Annotated in this window: 17 protein-coding genes; 12 read left to right on the forward strand and 5 right to left on the reverse strand. The window is 43.4% G+C overall.

Annotation, left to right across the window (positions count from 1 at the left end):
• Nucleotides 1-85 precede the first annotated feature (85 nt).
• The gene (gene dxs, locus FSB76_RS17760; RefSeq protein WP_147061017.1) at nt 86-2,017 is read left to right on the forward strand and encodes a 1-deoxy-D-xylulose-5-phosphate synthase; all 1,932 of its coding nucleotides are present in this window, start codon (nt 86-88) and stop codon (nt 2,015-2,017) included.
• Between the two features lie 282 nt (nt 2,018-2,299).
• Here the strand turns inward: dxs and FSB76_RS17765 are convergent, their stop codons facing one another.
• From FSB76_RS17765 to FSB76_RS17775, 3 genes are all read right to left on the reverse strand, one after another.
• The gene (locus FSB76_RS17765) at nt 2,300-3,154 is read right to left on the reverse strand and encodes a UDP-2,3-diacylglucosamine diphosphatase (RefSeq protein WP_147055633.1); all 855 of its coding nucleotides are present in this window, start codon (nt 3,152-3,154) and stop codon (nt 2,300-2,302) included.
• Nucleotides 3,155-3,412: 258 nt separating this feature from the next.
• Nucleotides 3,413-3,943 (reverse strand): DinB family protein, encoded by a 531-nt coding sequence (locus tag FSB76_RS17770; RefSeq protein ID WP_147055635.1) that lies wholly within the window; start codon nt 3,941-3,943, stop codon nt 3,413-3,415.
• Entirely contained in the window at nt 3,940-4,143 is a 204-nt protein-coding gene (locus FSB76_RS17775; protein ID WP_225976241.1) for a type II toxin-antitoxin system HicB family antitoxin, read from the reverse strand. Before FSB76_RS17775 ends, FSB76_RS17770 begins: the two co-directional genes overlap by 4 nt.
• Before the next feature lie 127 nt (nt 4,144-4,270).
• On the opposite strand from FSB76_RS17775, the gene FSB76_RS17780 reads away from it, so the two are divergent.
• The 5 genes from FSB76_RS17780 (at nt 4,271) to FSB76_RS17800 (ending at nt 8,903) form a co-directional block, all read left to right on the forward strand.
• Nucleotides 4,271-5,458, forward strand: a complete 1,188-nt coding sequence (locus FSB76_RS17780) for a hypothetical protein (protein ID WP_147055637.1) — start codon at nt 4,271-4,273, stop codon at nt 5,456-5,458.
• A 117-nt stretch (nt 5,459-5,575) separates the two neighbouring features.
• On the forward strand, nt 5,576-6,712 hold the full coding sequence (gene gmd / locus FSB76_RS17785; protein ID WP_147055640.1) for a GDP-mannose 4,6-dehydratase: 1,137 nt from the start codon (nt 5,576-5,578) through the stop codon (nt 6,710-6,712).
• Between the two features lie 23 nt (nt 6,713-6,735).
• Nucleotides 6,736-8,322 (forward strand): capsule assembly Wzi family protein, encoded by a 1,587-nt coding sequence (locus tag FSB76_RS17790; RefSeq protein ID WP_147055642.1) that lies wholly within the window; start codon nt 6,736-6,738, stop codon nt 8,320-8,322.
• A 48-nt stretch (nt 8,323-8,370) separates the two neighbouring features.
• Entirely contained in the window at nt 8,371-8,589 is a 219-nt protein-coding gene (locus FSB76_RS17795) for a DUF2281 domain-containing protein (RefSeq protein WP_147055644.1), read from the forward strand.
• Entirely contained in the window at nt 8,574-8,903 is a 330-nt protein-coding gene (locus FSB76_RS17800; protein ID WP_147055646.1) for a type II toxin-antitoxin system PemK/MazF family toxin, read from the forward strand. Before FSB76_RS17795 ends, FSB76_RS17800 begins: the two co-directional genes overlap by 16 nt.
• A gap of 121 nt (nt 8,904-9,024) precedes the next feature.
• Here the strand turns inward: FSB76_RS17800 and FSB76_RS17805 are convergent, their stop codons facing one another.
• Together FSB76_RS17805 and FSB76_RS17810 are read right to left on the reverse strand one after the other, a co-directional pair.
• Nucleotides 9,025-10,596, reverse strand: coding sequence for a hypothetical protein (locus tag FSB76_RS17805; RefSeq protein WP_147055648.1), 1,572 nt, complete (start codon nt 10,594-10,596; stop codon nt 9,025-9,027).
• Nucleotides 10,597-10,602: 6 nt separating this feature from the next.
• Nucleotides 10,603-11,475 carry an ABC transporter ATP-binding protein gene (locus FSB76_RS17810; RefSeq protein WP_147055650.1) on the reverse strand — a complete coding sequence of 291 codons (873 nt, stop codon included), beginning with the start codon at nt 11,473-11,475 and terminating at the stop codon, nt 10,603-10,605.
• Between the two features lie 198 nt (nt 11,476-11,673).
• Here FSB76_RS17810 and FSB76_RS17815 point away from each other — a divergent pair, with 198 nt between their 5' ends.
• The 6 genes from FSB76_RS17815 to FSB76_RS17840 all read left to right on the forward strand — a co-directional run bounded on the left by FSB76_RS17815 (nt 11,674) and on the right by FSB76_RS17840 (nt 19,497).
• Entirely contained in the window at nt 11,674-12,663 is a 990-nt protein-coding gene (locus FSB76_RS17815) for a glycosyltransferase family protein (RefSeq protein WP_147055652.1), read from the forward strand.
• Nucleotides 12,664-13,165: 502 nt separating this feature from the next.
• Nucleotides 13,166-13,618: a nuclear transport factor 2 family protein gene (locus FSB76_RS17820; protein ID WP_158642919.1), complete on the forward strand. Its 453-nt coding sequence runs from the start codon at nt 13,166-13,168 to the stop codon at nt 13,616-13,618.
• A 147-nt stretch (nt 13,619-13,765) separates the two neighbouring features.
• Nucleotides 13,766-14,326, forward strand: a complete 561-nt coding sequence (pth, locus tag FSB76_RS17825) for an aminoacyl-tRNA hydrolase (protein WP_147055656.1) — start codon at nt 13,766-13,768, stop codon at nt 14,324-14,326.
• Between the two features lie 105 nt (nt 14,327-14,431).
• A complete protein-coding gene (locus tag FSB76_RS17830; RefSeq protein ID WP_147055658.1) occupies nt 14,432-16,870 on the forward strand; it encodes an outer membrane beta-barrel family protein in 2,439 nt (812 codons plus the stop codon).
• A gap of 9 nt (nt 16,871-16,879) precedes the next feature.
• The gene (locus FSB76_RS17835) at nt 16,880-17,230 is read left to right on the forward strand and encodes a Spx/MgsR family RNA polymerase-binding regulatory protein (RefSeq protein ID WP_147055659.1); all 351 of its coding nucleotides are present in this window, start codon (nt 16,880-16,882) and stop codon (nt 17,228-17,230) included.
• 263 nt (nt 17,231-17,493) lie between these two features.
• Nucleotides 17,494-19,497 (forward strand): M1 family metallopeptidase, encoded by a 2,004-nt coding sequence (locus FSB76_RS17840; protein WP_147055661.1) that lies wholly within the window; start codon nt 17,494-17,496, stop codon nt 19,495-19,497.
• The last annotated feature ends 203 nt before the right edge of the window (nt 19,498-19,700 follow it).

Consider the following 19,700-nt stretch of genomic DNA (forward strand, 5'->3'; position numbering starts at 1 on the left):
TTGCCTCTTTTTTAATACAAATCGATATGCTTTATTTATAAATAATTAGTTTACTTTGTAAGTTAAATACAGATTACAAATGTCAATGCAGGTACCGGCCGGCGATTTATTATCAAAAATAAATTACCCTTCTGATTTAAAGCAACTTAGTGAAGATCAACTTGGACAGGTTTGCCAGGAGTTGCGCCAGTATATCATCGATGTTGTATCGGTAAATGGCGGCCATTTCGCCGCCAGTCTGGGGGTTGTGGAACTTACAGTTGCATTGCAATACGTTTTGAACACACCTTACGACCAATTAGTTTGGGACGTAGGCCACCAGGCATACGGCCACAAAATACTCACAGGCCGTCGCGAGGAGTTTCATACCAACCGGATTTATAAAGGCATCAGCGGTTTTCCCAAACGATCTGAAAGCGAATATGATACTTTTGGCGTTGGCCACTCATCAACGTCTATATCTGTTGCTTTGGGAATGGCCGTGGCATCGCAGTACAAAGGCGAAACCGACAGACAGCACGTTGCCGTTATTGGCGACGGCGCCATGACGGCTGGTATGGCCTTTGAAGCTTTGAACCATGCAGGTATCGAAAACTCCAACCTGTTGGTAATCCTGAACGACAATAACATGTCTATCGATCCTAATGTAGGCGCTTTGAAGGAATACTTAACGGACATTACTACATCCAAGCCCTACAACCGTTTCCGGGACGATATTGCGCATGTGCTGGCCAAGCTGTCGGCTATTGGCCCGGATGCGTTTAAAATTGCCCAGAAATTAGAAAAAAGCATAAAAGGCACCCTGCTTAAACGAAGCAACTTTTTTGAAGCTTTAAAATTCAGGTATTTTGGACCGATAGACGGCCACGATGTAAACCACCTGGTAAAAGTTTTAAAAGATCTGCGCGATATCCCGGGCCCCAAAATATTACATTGCGTTACCACTAAAGGCAAGGGTTACGCCCTGGCCGAAAAAGACCAAACCAAGTGGCACGCCCCCGGTTTATTTGATAAAATTACCGGCGAGATAAAGAAAGCCAAATACGATAAGCCGCAGCCTCCTAAATACCAGGATGTGTTTGGCCATAGCATTATTGAACTGGCCGAGCAAAATCCTAAAATAATGGGTATTACGCCGGCAATGCCATCGGGCTGTTCGTTAAACCTGATGATGAAGGCTATGCCTAACCGTGCTTTTGACGTGGGCATTGCCGAGCAGCACGCGGTAACTTTCTCGGCCGGTTTGGCAACACAAGGCCTGGTTCCGTTTTGTAATATCTATTCCAGCTTTATGCAAAGGGCGTATGACCAGGTGATACACGATGTGGCCATACAAAAACTTAATGTGGTGCTTTGTCTTGATCGCGCCGGTTTTGCCGGTGCAGATGGCCCAACTCACCACGGCGCTTATGACCTGGCCTATATGCGTTGCATCCCGAACATGACGGTATCGGCACCGATGAACGAGGAAGAACTGCGTAACCTGATGTACACAGCCCAGCAGGAAAACATGGGGCCTTTTGTAATAAGGTATCCCCGTGGTAATGGTGTGATGGTTGACTGGCAACGCCCCTTCAAGGCCATCCCGGTAGGTAAAGGCCGCAAAATTTGCGACGGTGAAGATGTAGCGATACTCTCTATCGGAGCCATCGGGAACGAGGCTGTAAAAGCCATAGCCGCGCTAAATAACGAGGGCTACTATCCTGCTCATTACGATATGCGTTTTGTGAAACCACTTGATGAAGCTTTACTACACGAGGTATTCAGGAAGTTTGATAAAGTGATTACGGTTGAAGACGGTTGCCTTGAAGGCGGGATGGGCAGTGCGATACTGGAATTTATGGCCGATAACGGCTATCAAAAAACCCAGGTAAAACGCTTAGGTATACCTGACAGGATTGTTGAACACGGCGAACAACCCGAACTTTGGGCCGAATGTGGTTTTGATGCCGACGGAATTGCCAGGCAGGTTAAAAACTTAGGCGCCCAGCGCAATGCGCATACTATCGCATCGTAAAATTTAGAATAATTCAGTAGTCAATTAAATAGCTTGTCATTTCGACGAACCAAGCGTAGGCTGGTGTGTTGGAGGTGAGGAGAAACAATCTCTTGAGCGTAGCGAAAAATCTTGTACGCCTTGCATCCCGATAGACTTTGTTGGTGAAGGGTGATCAAGATTTTTCGCTACGCTCAAGAGATAGTTTCTCTTTCGCACCACCCGTGCCACACCCCACTCGCTCTATCGAAATGACATTTTTTTAAGGATATCTACACAAATAGGTAGCGTAAAAGAGTTGCTCTACTCAGTTTCCTGTCTAAACCTGTCTAACAAATTTTTAACATCCATTTTGGCATCAAGGTCTTCGGCATCGGTTTTGTCATCCTCGTCGGCATCGGTGTTAAACTCTTCAGGATTGTATTTGAAGATAGTCCAGTTGCCGTTCTGGTATTCAAGTGAGGATAGGCTTTCAACCCAATCGCCCGAGTTAAGGTACAGTACAGACCCCGTTTTATCGGTATTTTCTATCTGCCTGATCTCGGCATGGTGAATATGTCCGCAAATTACATACTGGTAGTTTTTATCAACAGCAAGGTCGGCGGCGGTTTGCTCAAATTGGTTTATAAACTTTACAGCCTCCTTAAAGCGGGCTTTCACCTTTTGCGAGAAACTCATTTTCTGACGGCCAATAGCGGTTAATAACCAATTGGTCATGCTGTTAATAAGTATCAGGGTATCGTAGCCTACGGCGCCCAGTTTGGCCAGCCATTTGGAGTGCTGCATGGTAACATCAAAAACATCGCCATGAAAAATCCAGGCTTTTTTGCCATCAATATTTAATACTACTTTGTTGAGCAGTTTGAAGGAACCGAGGTCAAAATCGGCAAATTTACGCAGCATCTCATCGTGGTTGCCGGTAAGATAGTATACGGGGATGCCCTCGGTAACAAATTTTAATATACGCCTAACCACCTTCATATGCGCCTCGGGCCAATACGATTTGCTGAACTGCCAGATGTCAATGATATCGCCGTTAAGGATAAGTATTTTAGGCTTAATGCTTTTTAAATATTTAAGCAATTCTTTTGAATGACATCCATAAGTACCAAGATGAACATCGGATATTACTACAATATCTACTTCGCGTTTTGCCATTAAAATTAGGGGATTAAATGCACAGGCGGCAGGTTTTGCCGATTCTTGAATTTTAAATAAATACTAAACAAACGATTATTCGTCGTCTTCGTCCTCATTAACAGTTAATTCATAAGGGCTGATATAGAAGATACCTACCAACAGCAGTAAAGCTATAACAACCAAATAAGCGTATTCAAAATTCATCACAATGATTTTTACAAATATCAGAAACCTAACATTATCACACTGTTAAGACTCTGTTAAATGTGAAAGGTTTCATGCCTGCGATAATTTATTTTTGATACGCTCCAGCTGTTTTAAATGGTGCTCCAGGTGTATCCGGATAAACCGGAACCATTGCCTGGCGTTAAGCATGCCCAACCGCGGATGTTTATAACGGCTTGCAGCCGGGGCCCCGTCAATAAGCGGCGCGGTGGTATCCATTCGTTTACGGCATTTGATGATCAGGTTTTTGGCGTCTTCTTTGCTTATTTTAGCGGCAACCATTTTGTCAGAAACAGCATCAGGTATTTTAACTTTTACCGGCGGAAACATCCCCATTAACAATAACAGGCGCCCTTCCCAGGTTACGCCGGCTTTAGTTGGCGGGCAGCTGCCATGTGTACACCGCTCCAATGCTATTGACGAACCTAAGGTAGCCTGCAATATGTGGCTGTAAACCTCGGCGTATGACCAACCGCCGCCAGGCGGAGTTTCGGCAAACTGATCATCTGGAATGGTGTCCAGTTTTTCGCGGTAACTGTCAAGGGCGGCGTTAATGTAGCGGCGTTCTTTTACGGTGCTCATGAATCGAAACTTTCTATGTATAACCTGATTGCTTCTTTAGCCATATCAATGGCTTCTTCAATCGTTTCTCCTTCAGTAAAACAACCAGGTAACTCAGGAACAGAAACACTAAATCCGCCTTCTTGCTCGGCAGTTAGTAATATACAGTATGAGGGTCGCGCCATATACAAATTTACATAATAATTTCTTTTACTATTCATTTGCTGTAAGGCATTATATTAATAACACAATTGTTAAAACTTAATAACTGAAGTACCGCGTTGTTCCGATAGGCCAACATATGTATATTTGATTTGTCTGCATTTTATCAACGGATACAACCCTATCATGAAATACATTTGCCTTTTCCTATGTTTTTTAATAACCCAACAAATTCTTGCGCAATCAAAGCTGCCGGTTATAAAAGCTACCTCAAAAACTGTATCAATAAATGATGGGGGGTATTTTGATAAAAATGTATGGTCGCTTTCGCCGGCAGCCCGGCCCGATGTTTTTACCGCCGATAGAACGCGAAAAGCCAAATGGGTTACATTTTATACCGATATTGATTCTATCAGGGTAAAAGTAAAGCCTGGTACACGGTTCAATTTTATTATTCTGCTAAACGGTAAAGATTCCTGCTACACCCAAATTGCCAGCGCTATCCCGCCCGATGATAAAATAAAAAACAAGATACTTACTACAGATACCATTCCATTTAAGCTTACCGGTTTTAACGCCATTAAGATAGTTGCCGTTATTAACAATACCGATACGTTAAACCTGCACTTTGACATCAGCTCTTTTGATTTTCATTTAACCAGGGATGCCATATTGCATAAAACAAAATTATTATCAAATCAGCCTGATGCCCTGGCGGGTAAAACCAGGCCAAATTACAAAAACCTTAACAAGGTTTTTAAACTGCAAATGGGTAACCTGGTGATAAACAACCCCGAGGTGCTTACCACCAACATAACAGCACATGAAATGGATGGCCGTATTGGCTGGAACGTGTTTGAAGGCAAACAGGTAGAGGTGGATTACGACCATAATTTACTGATTATCCATTCGGAGTTACCCCGTGCTTTAAACGGCTATATCAGATCAAAAATGGAATTTGCACGTTCGTTTCCGTACATTAAAGGCACGTTTGTAATAAACGGCAAAAAACATACGGGTAATTTCAGTATGGATATAGGGTCTGAACAAGCCATTATTTTAGATAGCACCTGGGCCGCGAGAGAAAAATTTGCCGCCAATTTAAAACTCATTCGCACCGTTATACTTCACGATCCGCAGGGAACAGCATTTGAAACAAGGACGGTATTATCACCGGCTTTTAACTTGAACAGCTTTAACCTTACAAACATACCAACGCTGATATTAGGATCTAAAAATCCGGTTGGTTTTGAGATAAACTATTTGGGTAATGATTTGTTAAAACGTTTTAATATGATCCTTGATTTTAAAAACGATTACCTGTACCTGAAGCCCAATAAGTTGACTAATATAAAGTACAGGGATAACTCATAACATCATGGTGTAACCATATTTTGCTTTAATGAAAACAACTTATGTAAGGCCTCATGGCTGTTTTTACAATTAAATTGGATAATATTGTAATATAGAAGTATTAGCACTTTAATATTGATGAAAAAAGCTTTAATAACGGGCATTACTGGTCAGGATGGTGCATACTTAGCTGAATTTTTATTAAAAAAGGGCTATGAAGTACATGGCGTAAAAAGGAGATCGTCGTTATTAAACACTGACAGGATTGATCATTTATACGCCGATCCGCATGAAGCTAATGTGAAATTTAAACTTCATTATGGCGACCTTACCGATTCTACCAACCTCATCAGGCTGGTTCAGGAGGTACAACCCGATGAGATTTATAACCTGGCCGCGCAAAGCCACGTTAAGGTAAGCTTTGACACTCCCGAATATACCGCCAATGCTGATGGAATAGGCACACTCCGTATTTTAGAAGCGGTGAGGCTGCTTGATCTTACCAAAAAAACCAAAATATACCAGGCCTCCACATCCGAGCTTTATGGCCTGGTTCAGGCTGTGCCGCAAAGTGAAACTACACCGTTTTATCCAAGATCGCCGTACGCGGTGGCAAAAATGTACGCCTACTGGATAATAGTGAATTATCGCGAAGCTTATGGAATGTATGCCTGCAATGGCATTTTATTTAACCATGAAAGCCCTATCCGGGGCGAAACATTTGTTACCCGTAAAATTACGCGTGCGGCTTCAAAAATTGCATTAGGTTTGCAGGATTGCCTGTATGTGGGCAATCTATCGGCCCAGCGCGATTGGGGGCATGCCAAAGACTATATTGAGGCCATGTGGCTGATGCTGCAACAGGACAAAGCCGAGGATTTTGTTATAGCTACCGGTGTAACCACAACCGTGCGCGATTTTATAAAAATGGCTTTTAACGAGTTAGGCATCGAAGTTGAATTTAGTGGCCGCGATAAGTATGAACGCGGCGTGATTATTGATATTGATGAACAACGTGCTTTTGAACTTGGTTTAAACCTCGATTTTTTAAGATTCGGGCAAACGGTTGTTAAGGTTGACCCCAGCTATTTTAGGCCTACCGAGGTTGACCTGCTAATTGGCGACGCCACAAAAGCGTTTGAAAAATTAGGCTGGAAACCTAAATATGATTTGCAGGCCCTGGTTACCGATATGATACAGGCCGATTTGCATTTGGTAAAAAAGGACGAGTATTTGAAAAAGGGTGGCTTTGCAACATTAAATTATTTTGAATAAAAATTGATCTATCAATTCTACATATGAAGAAAATATTTACCGCAATTATATTATTTGTTTTAACAGGTGGAATTGTAAAAGCCCAGTCTGAGTATCAACCCTATTCGTACCAGTTTTACCAAAAGCTTAACGAAGATGTGTACTCCACCAAAACCCGGGTGCACAGTTCTTTAAAACCGTTTTTGGACGATTCATTGCTGAAACATCATTATGATTCACTGATGAACAGTGCGGGTGGGTTTAAAGGTCGTTTTTTTAGTGAACATCAGATAGATGTAAAAAGCAATAATGCCACTTTTTATGCCGACCTGCTGCCCGACTTTAATTTGAGCCGCGATTTTTCAGGAAAGAAAAATACAAGTTTCGGCTCGTTAGGGCTACAAATTGGTGGTACCCTGGGCAGCCAGCTATCTTACAACATAACCGGGTACGAAAACCGGGCGCAGTTACCAGAGTATCTGGCTACTTACACCAACCAGGTGGGCATAGTGCGCGGGCAGGCATATGGCAGCCTTTACGGCAGCGAGTACCGCTGGTCGTACATTACAGGGCTGGTATCTTACACACCAAGCAAATATTTAAATGTTAGCCTGGGGCGCGATAAAAATTTTATAGGCGATGGTTACCGGTCGGTACTTTTGTCTGATTATGCATCGCCCTACCCGTTTTTTAAAGTAACGGCCACATTGGGCGATGTTAGGTATATGGCCATGTGGACTTATATGGATGATCCTTTATCTGCACGGGTTGACAATAATGATCGTAAGAAGTTTGCAGTATTTCACTATTTAGACTGGAATGTAAGCGACCGCCTGGCTTTCGGATTTTTTGATTCGATTATATGGGGTGCTAAAGACGATGCTGGCCACCAGCGTGGGTTTGATTTTACCTACATCAATCCTTTAATATTTCTGAGGCCGGTTGAAGCATCCAACGGCTCGCCAGACAATGCGCTGATAGGTTTTACCGGCAGGTACAAAATTACCGATGGCATTACCGCTTATGGCCAGTTTGCATTGGATGAGTTTGAAAGTAAAAACTTTTTCTCCAGCAACGGCAGTTCCCGTAACAAGTATGCCTGGCAAATTGGCTTCAGGGGCGCAAACCTGTTTGCCATTAAAGGCCTTAACTATTTAGTTGAAAGCAATAACGTTAAGCCATACACTTATTCGGAACGTAGCTCGGTACAAAACTATGCAGATAATGGCGAGCCATTGGCTCACCCCTGGGGAGCAAACCTGCGCGAGGTTGTGGGCTTGTTAAATTACTCGTACAAACGGTTTGACTTTAGCGGTGAGCTTGATTACGGGCATTATGGATTAGATATAAACGGCCAGAATTATGGTAAAGACCTTTTTCAATTGTACATCGATCCATCAAGGCAGTATGGCAACTACACAGGGCAGGGCTTAACCACCAACATGGTTTTCCTGGAGGGGAAAATAGCTTATTTGCTAAACCCCAAATATAACCTGCGCATTGAGTTGGGCGGCCTTTACCGTACCGAGAAAAATGATCAGTTTCATGACAAAACCGCTATGCTGAGTTTTGGTATCCGCAGTTCCTTTAGGAGTATGTATAATGATTTAGCAAGTTATAAGGCGCATTAATAAGGGATGATAGCCGAGATTTAAAATTTACTTTTTGTATATTTGGATATGATAAGGACAGTTGTTAAGCCCGTTAATAGGAATATCTCTATCAGTTTGCCGGAAGATTTTGTTGGTAAGCAAGTAGAGGTAATTGCATTTACAATTGAAGAGGCGAATAAATCAACTGAGATAAAGGACGACGTTAAGACTCATTTTGCAAGCGAAAAGGTTTTGTCAAAAGACTGGTTAACTCCCGGAGAAGATTTGGCATGGCAGGATTTGTAAAAGGCGACATTGTAGTTATCCCCATTCCATTCTCTGATTTGTCAGGTAGCAAAAAAAGACCGGCTTTGGTTTTGGCCAATCTTCCTGGTGACGACATTATTCTTTGCCAGATAACCAGCCAACAAAGTAACGATACGTATGCTATTGCTATTGATGCTATTGATTTCGCAAGCGGTTCGTTGCCCATATCTTCAAATATCCGCCCATCCAGAATTTTTACTGCTGATAAGAAAATCATTGTTCGTAAAGCAGAGACTTTAAAAGAATCAAGTATAGTAAAAGTCTCAAATGTATTTATGAAGCTATTTTCATAGAATCATCGTTGCTGTTAATCAATAATATTACTTCTGCCACCAAGTGGTCGAAACATTTATTTAAAGTAGCCGGAAGTTTATTAGGGATAAGTCATCCTGATACAACCGAAAAATCAACCTCCTACAAATGCCTTGACTGATATCCCCTCACCACGAAACTAACAATCGCCAAAAAAACGTTCAGCCCCAAAATAACAGCTATGTAAATGATGTGGTTATTGTGCGGTATGGCGCCCAGGTAATCGGCAATGGGTATGGCCTGGGTAAGCGCGTAGGTAAGTAAAAAGAAAATGATCTCGAACAGTTTTTTACCCTTGCTGATAATTCCAATGCAAACTGCTAATAATACAATGCAAACAGCCCCGCTGATGATATTGAAGATGGCGTAACCGTTGCCGGCAATCACGTAACGCAATATCAGCGGAAATGCTAAAACGATACCTAATATCGCCCCTGCCAGTATTTGTGCAGGCAGCATACGCTGTAAGGGCTTGTAGGATGCATAAGTAAAATAATGCAGGCGATAGGTTTCTTCCTTCGTAGCCAGTTCCGACAGGCGCGTTACCTGCAAAAACCAAAGTACAGGCAATATATACAGGTGCGAAATACCTATCGGCGCAAACAGCATGCTTATAGATACCCCTGCAATAATAAGCCATAACCATTTAGATCCTTTACGTACCAGTAAAAGCAACTCAGTTTTGATGAAGGGGAAGATACCGTAGTCGGTAACCAAAGGCGGCATCAGCGTGCGGTTGATGCCGGTGGCTGCAAAAGCCGGCGTGGTAAGCTGCGGGTCGGCTACAGCCGCCTTTTTCTTTAGAGCCCGTTTAAAATCAAACCGGTGAAAAAAGAACGACGAGAGGTAAACCAAGCCCATTGACAGCATAAGCCATAATAAACGGCTTGCTAAAAACAGGCCGGTTATGGTTATAGCGTTCCACTCAAATATCCGGAAGCCTCGTTTACTGTTGAAAGTGAAACCGAGGTTAACCCCTTCAATATGTTGGTGATATTGGGTATTTACCTGGTTTTTGATACTGGTTGTCATGGTGCGTACACCATACGGATCAATGATAACAGCAAGTGTTTCGTTTTTTTGCCCATTTACATTAGCCATCAGCGCGCCGAAAAAGAAAAAGAAGGCGATGTACTGCAGGATACTTTTTCGGCCCAAAAATACTTCGGCCACTACCGCCAGCGATGATATAAAAACCATGGCAGGCACCACAAACAGTAAATAAGGGATAATGAAATTGCTGATAATAAAGGAAGAGCCACTGGTGCGCACAAAAAACATAATAATACTAACCACAAAAGTGCAGCCGGCAATAGTGAGCAGCACCAACAAATTACTAAGCATTTTGCTAAGCAGGTATTCAAAATTGGTAATGGGGGTGGTAGCTATAATTAAGCCAACCTCGGTATCAATATCTTTTTTAATGCCGCCATTTACCAAAAAGAAACCATAAAGCGACAGCATAATAGCGGTCATCATGCCCGAAACATAACCTACCCAGGCCGAATTATAAACGCCTTTAAAACCAACAACATTTAAAGTAGTATATGATGCCGTTGGCGGCGGCACAAAAGAGTAGGCCGCGTAAAAGGTAATAGCCAGGGTAATCAGGAAAGCGTAGCTGCGGGTGCGCTGCAGGTAGTCGGCTTTAATAATGCTGTAAATGTATCTCACGGCGCTTTAGTTGTTATTTTGCGTTAAAAACAAATACGCATCTTCTAAACTGGCATTTACAGCTATTGCACCCATTTCGGGCTGCCCGGTCCTGGTGATAAAACGAATCCTGGTTTTATCCTTTTGCCGGCTGGTATCAATAACCTGGTGTTTGGTGCGGATACCGGCAATTTCATCATTACTTACCAGTACTTCAAATACTTTACCATCAACCAGTTTTATAATATCCGGCTGGGCAGCTTTATTAAGCAGTATGCCGTTTTTCATGATAGCAACTTCATCGGCTATAGTTTCAATATCCGAAACGATGTGCGATGACAGGATGATGATACAATCGTCGGCCAGGTCAGATATCAGCTGGCGAAACCTTACCCGTTCTTCGGGATCAAGGCCAACGGTGGGTTCATCAAATATCAACACTTTAGGGTCATTCAATAACGCTTGTGCTATGCCAATCCGTTGTTTCATCCCGCCGGAGTAGGTGCCAATAGGGCGTTTGGCATCGGCAGTTAAATTAACACCTTCTAACAACAGGTCTATCCGCTTGCGTAAGCCGCTGCCGCCTACGCCCTTCATGGCTGCTATATATTCTAAAAATTCGTACGCGTTAAGGTTTGGGTAAACCCCGAAATCCTGCGGCAGGTAGCCCAATATTTTACGAATTTTATCAGGATTGGCAACAATATCTTCGCCATCTAAAAACAGAGTTCCTTTTGTTGGTTTGCTGATGGTGGCAATAATTTTCATCAGTGTTGATTTGCCCGCGCCGTTGGGGCCAAGCAGGCCCAATACGCCTTTTTCAATGGTGATGGAGTAATCGGTAAGGCCGCTTTTATGCTGGTTATATTGTTTGGTCAGTTTTTTTATGACTAAGGACATCGGTGTGCTTTTTATGCCCTGTAAGATGCATGTTGCAGGTTTAAGTTACACCAACCGGCAAATTTACATGAGGGTATCAATTCAATTTACCGCCTCCCCGTCAATTTCTTTTATTGTAGCTTGCTCAATAACAATCTTTAGCTATTTAAATATCATCAAAACATTTCCTTTTACTAAATTGCCCCTAATTCTATATACATGAAAATACTGTTTGCCATACAGGGAACCGGCAACGGGCATATAAGCCGGGCCCGCGAAATTGTACCTTTATTACAGCAATATGGCGAGGTTGACCTGCTGGTAAGCGGCACCGAGGCCGAGGTTTCATTATCGCAGCCTTTAAAATACAGGTTTCATGGGGTTAGTTTTGTTTTTGGCACCAATGGCGGGGTTGATAACTGGGCAACCTGGAAAATCATGAACCTGCGCCGGTTTTGGCACGATTTGCGGCACCTTCCCTTAAAACAATACGATTTGGTAATTAACGATTTTGAGCCGGTAAGTGCCTGGGCCTGTAAGTTTCAGCGTGTGCCCTCGGTATCGTTAAGTCATCAATGTTCTTTTGTATCGCCCAATACCCCCCGTCCCGAAAAAAAAGATCCTTTTGCGCAGTGGCTGTTAAAAAATTATTCGCCTACTACCTATCATGTGGGCTTTCATTTTGAACGCTACGATACTTTTATAAATACACCGGTTATCCGCAGCGAGATACGGCAGATGGAAACCAGTAACCTGGGACATTACAGCGTTTACCTGCCTGCATATGACGATAAAACACTATTGAAACACTTAGGCGCGGTAAAAGATGTACAATGGGAGGTGTTTTCAAAGCGCCAGAAAACGCCGATGCAGGCCGGCAATGTGCAGATATTCCCCGTAAATAATGAGGCCTTTAATAAAAGCCTGGCCAGTTGCAAGGGACTACTAACCGGCGGCGGATTTGAAGGCCCTGCCGAGGCACTGTTCCTGAAAAAGAAAGTGATGATGATACCCATGAAAGGGCAGTATGAGCAACAATGCAACGCCCTTTCGGCCTCAAAACTGGGCGTGCCTGTAGTACCCGAGATTAACGACTCTTTCGGTGGCCATTTAACTAAGTGGATTAACGATGATAAAAAAATTATTGTTGATTTCCCGGATGAAACCGCGCAGATAGTTGATAAGCTGGTGAAGCAATACGCGAGGTAGTGTTAAGTCATAAGTACTAAGCCGTAAGTATAAAGTGGGGTTTCCCTGTCGGACGTAGAGCTGCCTAAAAAACGATCGTTATTGCCTCGTACTTACCTTGGTATTTAATTTAACCCATTCTCTTGAACGCAGGCTAAAACTCACCCGGTCGAGGCTGCGCCCGACCACCCTCTCTCCGGCTTGCGCCGCAAAGAGGGTTGAAGCTCATTTTTTTATTTTTTAGCCCCTCTATGCGGCGCAAGCCGGAGGGAGGGCAGACGCCCCGATATTATCGGGGTCGTCGGGGTGAGTTGTCTCCGCCATGCGATACCCATCATTATCCCTTTAGCGTTTCGCAAAACTTTACCATTCACAATAATGCGTGCATAACGCAATGTTTATACCGCCCATAAAATTGTGTTTTTTATACTTGTTAATTACATCTTATGCAGTTTGTTTTAAGCACAATTACCGATTTATATGTTGTTTTGAAACAAATTCAATAGCTTTACATCTAAATACCATGGAAGGCAATAAAATAATTAACGCAGTAACTAATTTATTTAAAGGCGCCGACAGTCATGACTGGGCATTAATAGAAAGTATACTGGCACCGGTGGTTACACTTGATTATTCTTCAATGAATGGCTTTGGGCCGGCAGAACTTAGCCCGGCGCAGATAGTAGATAACTGGGCTTCATTTTTACCGGGCTTTGATAAAACAGACCACCGTGTTTCGGCATTTAAGGTGCAACTAAACGGTAAAATGGCCGATGTTTTTTATAGCACGGTTGCCAGTCATTTCCTGGGCGACCAGGTTTGGGTTGTGACAGCAAATTACCATACCAAGCTGGCCAAATACGATGATACCTGGCTTATTACTTACCATAAAATTGATTTTGAAAGCCAGAGCGGTAATGCAAACCTGCCAAAACAGGCACACCAGGTTATAGCCGACAGAAAAGCTGTACAGTAATTTTTCGGCATTACCATACTCTTCAAATATTTGAGACAAATCACTTTGCGCCCCCGGCATATCAGCGCGAAAAAATCTCGTCAATTTTAAAAGCAGCCCCGGTCTTAAAATCCTTAATCCAAAAAACTTTTATCTTTGCTCCCCTAAATGAAATATCTAATAGTAGGACTTGGAAATATAGGCCCCGAATATGCCGATACCCGGCATAACATAGGCTTTATGGTTTTGGATGAACTGGCTAAACAGGAGGGCGCCAAATTTTATAATATGCGCCTGGCCTATTATACCGAGGTATCTGTTAAAGGACGCACGCTTTGCCTTATCAAACCTACTACTTTTATGAACCTGAGCGGAAAAGCGCTTAACCACTGGATGAAAGATTTAAAAATTCCGTTGGAGAATGTGCTGGTTATTGTTGATGATATTGCGCTGCCCCTGGGCACACTGCGCTTAAAACCTAAAGGCAGCGCCGCCGGGCACAATGGCTTAAAGCATATCGAGGCCACACTTGGCCATAATAATTATGCGCGCCTGCGTTTTGGGGTGGGGGATAACTTCCCTAAAGGTAGGCAGGTTGATTATGTTTTGAGTGGTTTTGATGATGACGAGAAACCCGAACTGCCTGCGCTGATTGATCGCTCGATAGAAATGGTGAAGAGTTTTTGCACCATCGGTACCGAACTAACCATGACCAGGTTTAACAAATAAAAATTTTACCGGCTGATAACTAACCAATTAGTTAAAAAGTGTTAAATAGTTGTTCCATGTTGCAACACATGGGTATCTTGCTGCGTCATATCACCTAAATTCCTTATGCAAAAATTTGTACTCACAGTAATTTGCTGTTGTTTCTCGATATTGGCTATAGCGCAAAACCCCGGCCCTTCAAACATTACCGTTAAAGGTGTAGTTATTGATTCGGCGGCAAACAAGCCTTTGGGCTATGTTACGGTTGTTTTGCAGGATGCCGCAACAAAGGCATCGGTAAAAAGCACCCTTAGCAAAGAAGACGGTAGCTTTGAGCTTAAAGCGCCCGAAGGCAAAACGTACCAGTTGGCTGTGGCATTTGTGGGGTTTGCATCAAAAACGTTTCCGGTAAAAGCTACCGCATCTGCAGTTGATGCCGGGAAAATATATATGTCGGCTGCCAGCAAGCAGCTGGGCGAGGTGAGTGTTACCGCCGTGAGGCCGGTAATGAAACAGGAGGTTGACCGGCTTACTTATGATGTACAGGCCGACCCGGAAAGTAAAGCGATATCGGCCCTGGATATGATGCGTAAGGTGCCCTTGCTATCGGTTGATGGCGACGACAAAATAAGGCTGAAAGGAAGCGGCAATTATAAGATACTGGTAAATGGTAAAGAGTCGGCTCTGATGGCTAAAAATCCGTCGGATGTGCTGAAGGCTATGCCGGCAACCAATATTGAAAGGATAGAGGTAATTACCACGCCACCCGCAAAATACGATGCGGAGGGTTTATCGGGCATTATCAATATCGTTACCAAAAAAAATGCCGACCAGGGCTACAACGGCAGTATCAACTCGCGGTTTAACAGCATTTGGGGGCCGGGCTACAATTTAAATGCTACGGTAAAACAAGGCAAATTTGGCCTGTCGGGCTACGCCGGTTTTGGTAATCAAAACAGGGTTAACAACAGCAACCAAAGTTCGCAAACACAAAACGTTTCGCAATCGGTTTTAAATCAAAACGGTAATGGCTGGTTTGAAGGGAAGTACAAATACGCTAATGCCGAGTTAAGTTACGAATTGGATAGTTTGAACCTGCTAACAGGATCGTTCGAGTTGTTTAGCGGCAATTTTAATCAGAACAGCGATCAGACATCAACTCAGATAAAAAAAGATGGCAGTATTGCCGAGGCTTATCGTAGTTTAAGCGATGGGACAAACCACGATAAGGGGACAGATATCTCTGTTAATTACCAGCTTGGGTTCAAAAATAAAAAGGATGAATTGCTTACCGCATCCTATAAATACAGCTATTCGCCGGGTAACCAGTATAACAGCAATGTTTTTAGCGACAGGCTTAATTTTGATGATGTTAACAATCCCAATTTCAGGCAGTATAATAAGGCAGGCGACAAGGCCCATACCTTTCAGTTAGATTATGTGTACCCATTTAAGAAAGTGAACCTTGAGATGGGCGGTAAGGTGATACTGCGCAATAATTTTAGTGATTACAGGCGCGAAAACCAGGACGCCAATACCGGCGATTACGTTGTAGACGCTAACCAGACCAATACATTTGATTATCACCAGGACGTATACAGTGCCTATAACTCCTACCAGGTAAAATTTACCAAATGGACGGCCAAAGGCGGCTTACGCCTGGAACATACCCAGGTTAGCGCCGATTTTGCCGGAACACCGCTGGATAGGGGATACAATAATTTAATCCCGTCAATTTCCATACAGCGAAGCTTTAAAACAAGCAGTTTTAATTTTGGCTTCACCCAGCGCATTCAGCGGCCTGGAATATACCAGCTAAACCCTTTTGTTGATAACTCAAACCCAAAGTTTGTAACCACCGGTAACCCGCAGCTGCGGCCCGAGCTTAACAATACATTTGAGCTTACGTATAGCAATTTTAAAAAAGCAGCTATCAATGCGGGGCTGAGCTACGCTTTCTCCAATAACTCTATCCAGAATGTGAGCACGCTGATTGATACCGTTACTTACACCACGTATCAAAATTTGGGCAGCAACCGCACCCTTGGTTTAAACCTGAATACCAATTTAACTATCACCAAAAAGTTTACCGTTAGCATCAATGGCGGAATTTCGCACATCTGGCTCAAGGGTACGTATAATGGTAGCTTTTATACCAACGACGGTTATACCGGCCGCGCTTTTGGAAACCTAGCCTATAAGTTTGACGGAGGCTACCGCTTGGCGCTGGATGCGGGTTTCTTTAGCGGCGATGTAACGCTGCAGGGAAAATCAAGCAGTTTTATATTTAACTCCTATGTGGCCTCCAAAGAGTTTTTCAAAAAAACATTTACAGTATCGCTGGTTGCGAACAACCCGTACAGTAAATACCGCACTTACCATGGCTATACCCGCACAAATGATTTTTATAATACCTACAGTGGCACCAACCCATACCGTAACTTTGCTATAAGGCTTAATTATAAATTTGGTAAGCTTAATAGTGATATTAAAAAGAACCAACGTGGTATCAATAATGATGATACCAAGGGCGGCGGTAGTAAAAGTGGAGGCGGAAATCAATAGCTTTGCGGTATGAAAGTTTACGGAATTACCAATTGCAATACAGTAAAAAAAGCCCTGGACTGGCTTAAAGCAAACAAAGTTGATTACGATTTCCAGGATTTTAAAAAACTGGGTGTTAGCACCGAAAAGCTGCAGGAATGGGATACAAAAGCCGGGTACGAAAAATTTATGAACAAGCAGGGCCTAACCTGGAAACAGCTTGACCCGGCGGTTAAAGAAAGCGTAAAAACCAGCACAGATGCCCTGCAACTACTGCAGCAAAAAACAAGCATGATTAAACGCCCGGTTATTGAAGATGACGGTTTCCTGTTTTTTGGCTTTGATGAAAAGGTTTATGCGGATCATTTTTTGGGGAAGTAGAAGAAAAGGAATTATCACTGCAAGTGTTAAAAAACAGCACACGAAGGTGCATCATCGGTAGTATTCAGAAAATCAGGCAAAATTCCTCATTTCGGAGTTTGTTTAGGTAATTAAATCTACCTGATTAATAGGCTATTGTAAAAAAATCAATAATTCTATAAATCAGTAATTCAATCCTTAATAAAAGCGTAACAATCATTTTACGGGCTATTTAAAAAAGCTTTTTTACGTATACTTGCTTTGTATTCTCAAAATTGACTGAAATGAATTTAAAACTAATGGCCGGTTTAAGTACGGCCTTTATGATGGCTGTTGCTGCGGTTAACGCGCAACAGGCACCAACCCCTCCTCCAGCCGCCGCACCGGCATCTGATTACAGTTATCATGAAGCTTTTGGCCCTCCGTTTTATACTAAAAATGGTACCGAGTTTCGTGCAGCCGACGGACAGCCAGGCGCAAAATACTGGCAAAACCGCGCCGACTACAGCCTGGCCGCAACCCTGGATGATAAAAGTAACCTGATTACCGGATCGGAAGTTTTAACTTATACCAACAACAGCCCGCAAAACCTGAGTTTTTTATGGATGCAGCTGGATCAGAATTTGTTTAAGTTAGATTCCCGCGGTACGGCAATTGTACCACCAACCGGCAGCCGTAACTGGGGCCGTGGCGAAGCGTTTGATGCGGGCTACAAAATAAAATCGGTAAAAGCTGTTGACGCAAAAGGCGGCACTACCGATGTTAAATTCCTGATTAGCGATACCCGCATGCAGGTATTTTTGCCAAAACAGGTAACTGCCAATGGCGGTAACGTAAAGCTGAAAATAGAATATTCATTTGTATCGCCTAATTACGGATCAGACCGTATGGGTTACCTGGATGATAAAAAATCAAAAAACGGGAAAATATACACTGTGGCCCAGTGGTACCCGCGCATGTGCGTATATGACGATGTAATGGGATGGAATACCCAGCCTTACACCGGCCCGGGTGAGTTTTACCTGGAGTATGGCGATTTTGACCTGAGCATTACTGCTCCTGCAAACCACATTGTAGTGGCTTCTGGCGAATTATTGAATCCAACCGAAGTATATACGCCTGAGCAGCAAAAGCGCTGGGCACAGGCTGCCACAAGCGAAAAAACGGTAGTTATCCGTTCGGCTGCCGAGGTTACCGACCCTAAATCGCGCCCGGCTGGTAAAGCTACACTTACCTGGCGCTTTAAAATAAAGAACGCGCGTGATGCTTCGTGGGCTTCATCTGCAGCGTTTATTATCGATGCAGCTAAAATGGACTTGCCAAGCGGTAAAAAATCTATCGCTATTTCGGCCTACCCGGTTGAAAGCGATGGACAGGACGCCTGGTCGCGCTCAACTGAGTATGTGAAAAAATCTATTGAATACAACTCGGCAAAATGGTTTGAATTCCCTTACCCTGCTGCTACTGCCGTTGCCGGTATTGTGGGTGGCATGGAATATCCGGGCATTGTATTTTGCGGGTATACTGCAAAAAAAGGCGGCCTTTGGGGCGTAAATGACCATGAATTTGGCCACACCTGGTTCCCGATGATCGTAGGTTCAAACGAGCGTTTATACGGCTGGATGGACGAAGGTTTTAATACTTTTATCAATACGTTATCAACCGCCGATTTTAATAACGGAGAATACAACCGCAAGGCCGGTGATATGCATAAAACAGCCCTGGTGTTAACAAGGCCAGAGTTGGAGCCTGTATTAAGTCAGCCGGCCAACCTTAAAGAAAAAAATACCGGTATCCTGTTATACTTTAAACCGGGCGTTGGCCTTACCTTGCTGCGTGAACAGATTTTAGGGCCCGAGCGTTTTGATTTCGCGTTTCAAACCTATATCAAGCGCTGGGCATTTAAACACCCAACACCTGATGACTTTTTCCGCACCATGGAAAATGCATCCGGCGAAAGCCTGCAATGGTTCTGGAGAGGCTGGTTCCTGAACAACTGGCGTTTGGATGTTGCCGTAAGCGATGTAAAATATGTTGATAACGATGCAACTAAAGGCGCTATGATCACCATTGATAACCTGGGTAAATTGGCTATGCCGGTTACCCTGGAGGTAAAAACCAAAAGCGGCAAAGTGGACAGGCTGAAACTACCTGTTGAAGTTTGGGAGCGCAACGCCACCTGGACATTTAAATATCCATCAACAGAAGAAATTGAATCTGTTACCTACGACCCTGACAAAGTATTACCGGATTACAACCCCGACAATAACGTTTGGACAAAGAAATAAAAATAAAGAAACCCGGTTCACGCCGGGTTTTTTGTTTGAAAACTATGTCATTGCGAGTATCTATCAGGTAAAACCTGAAAAAATCGTTATGATGCGCAATGGATATAGTCAAACGAATCTTCTAAACTACCGTCATTGCGAGGTATGAAGCAATCCCCGGCGTGCTAAGTCCCACATGGTTCGGGATTGCTTCGTGCCTCGCA

It is taken from the genome of Mucilaginibacter ginsenosidivorax, from assembly GCF_007971525.1.
GTDB lineage: Bacteria > Bacteroidota > Bacteroidia > Sphingobacteriales > Sphingobacteriaceae > Mucilaginibacter > Mucilaginibacter ginsenosidivorax.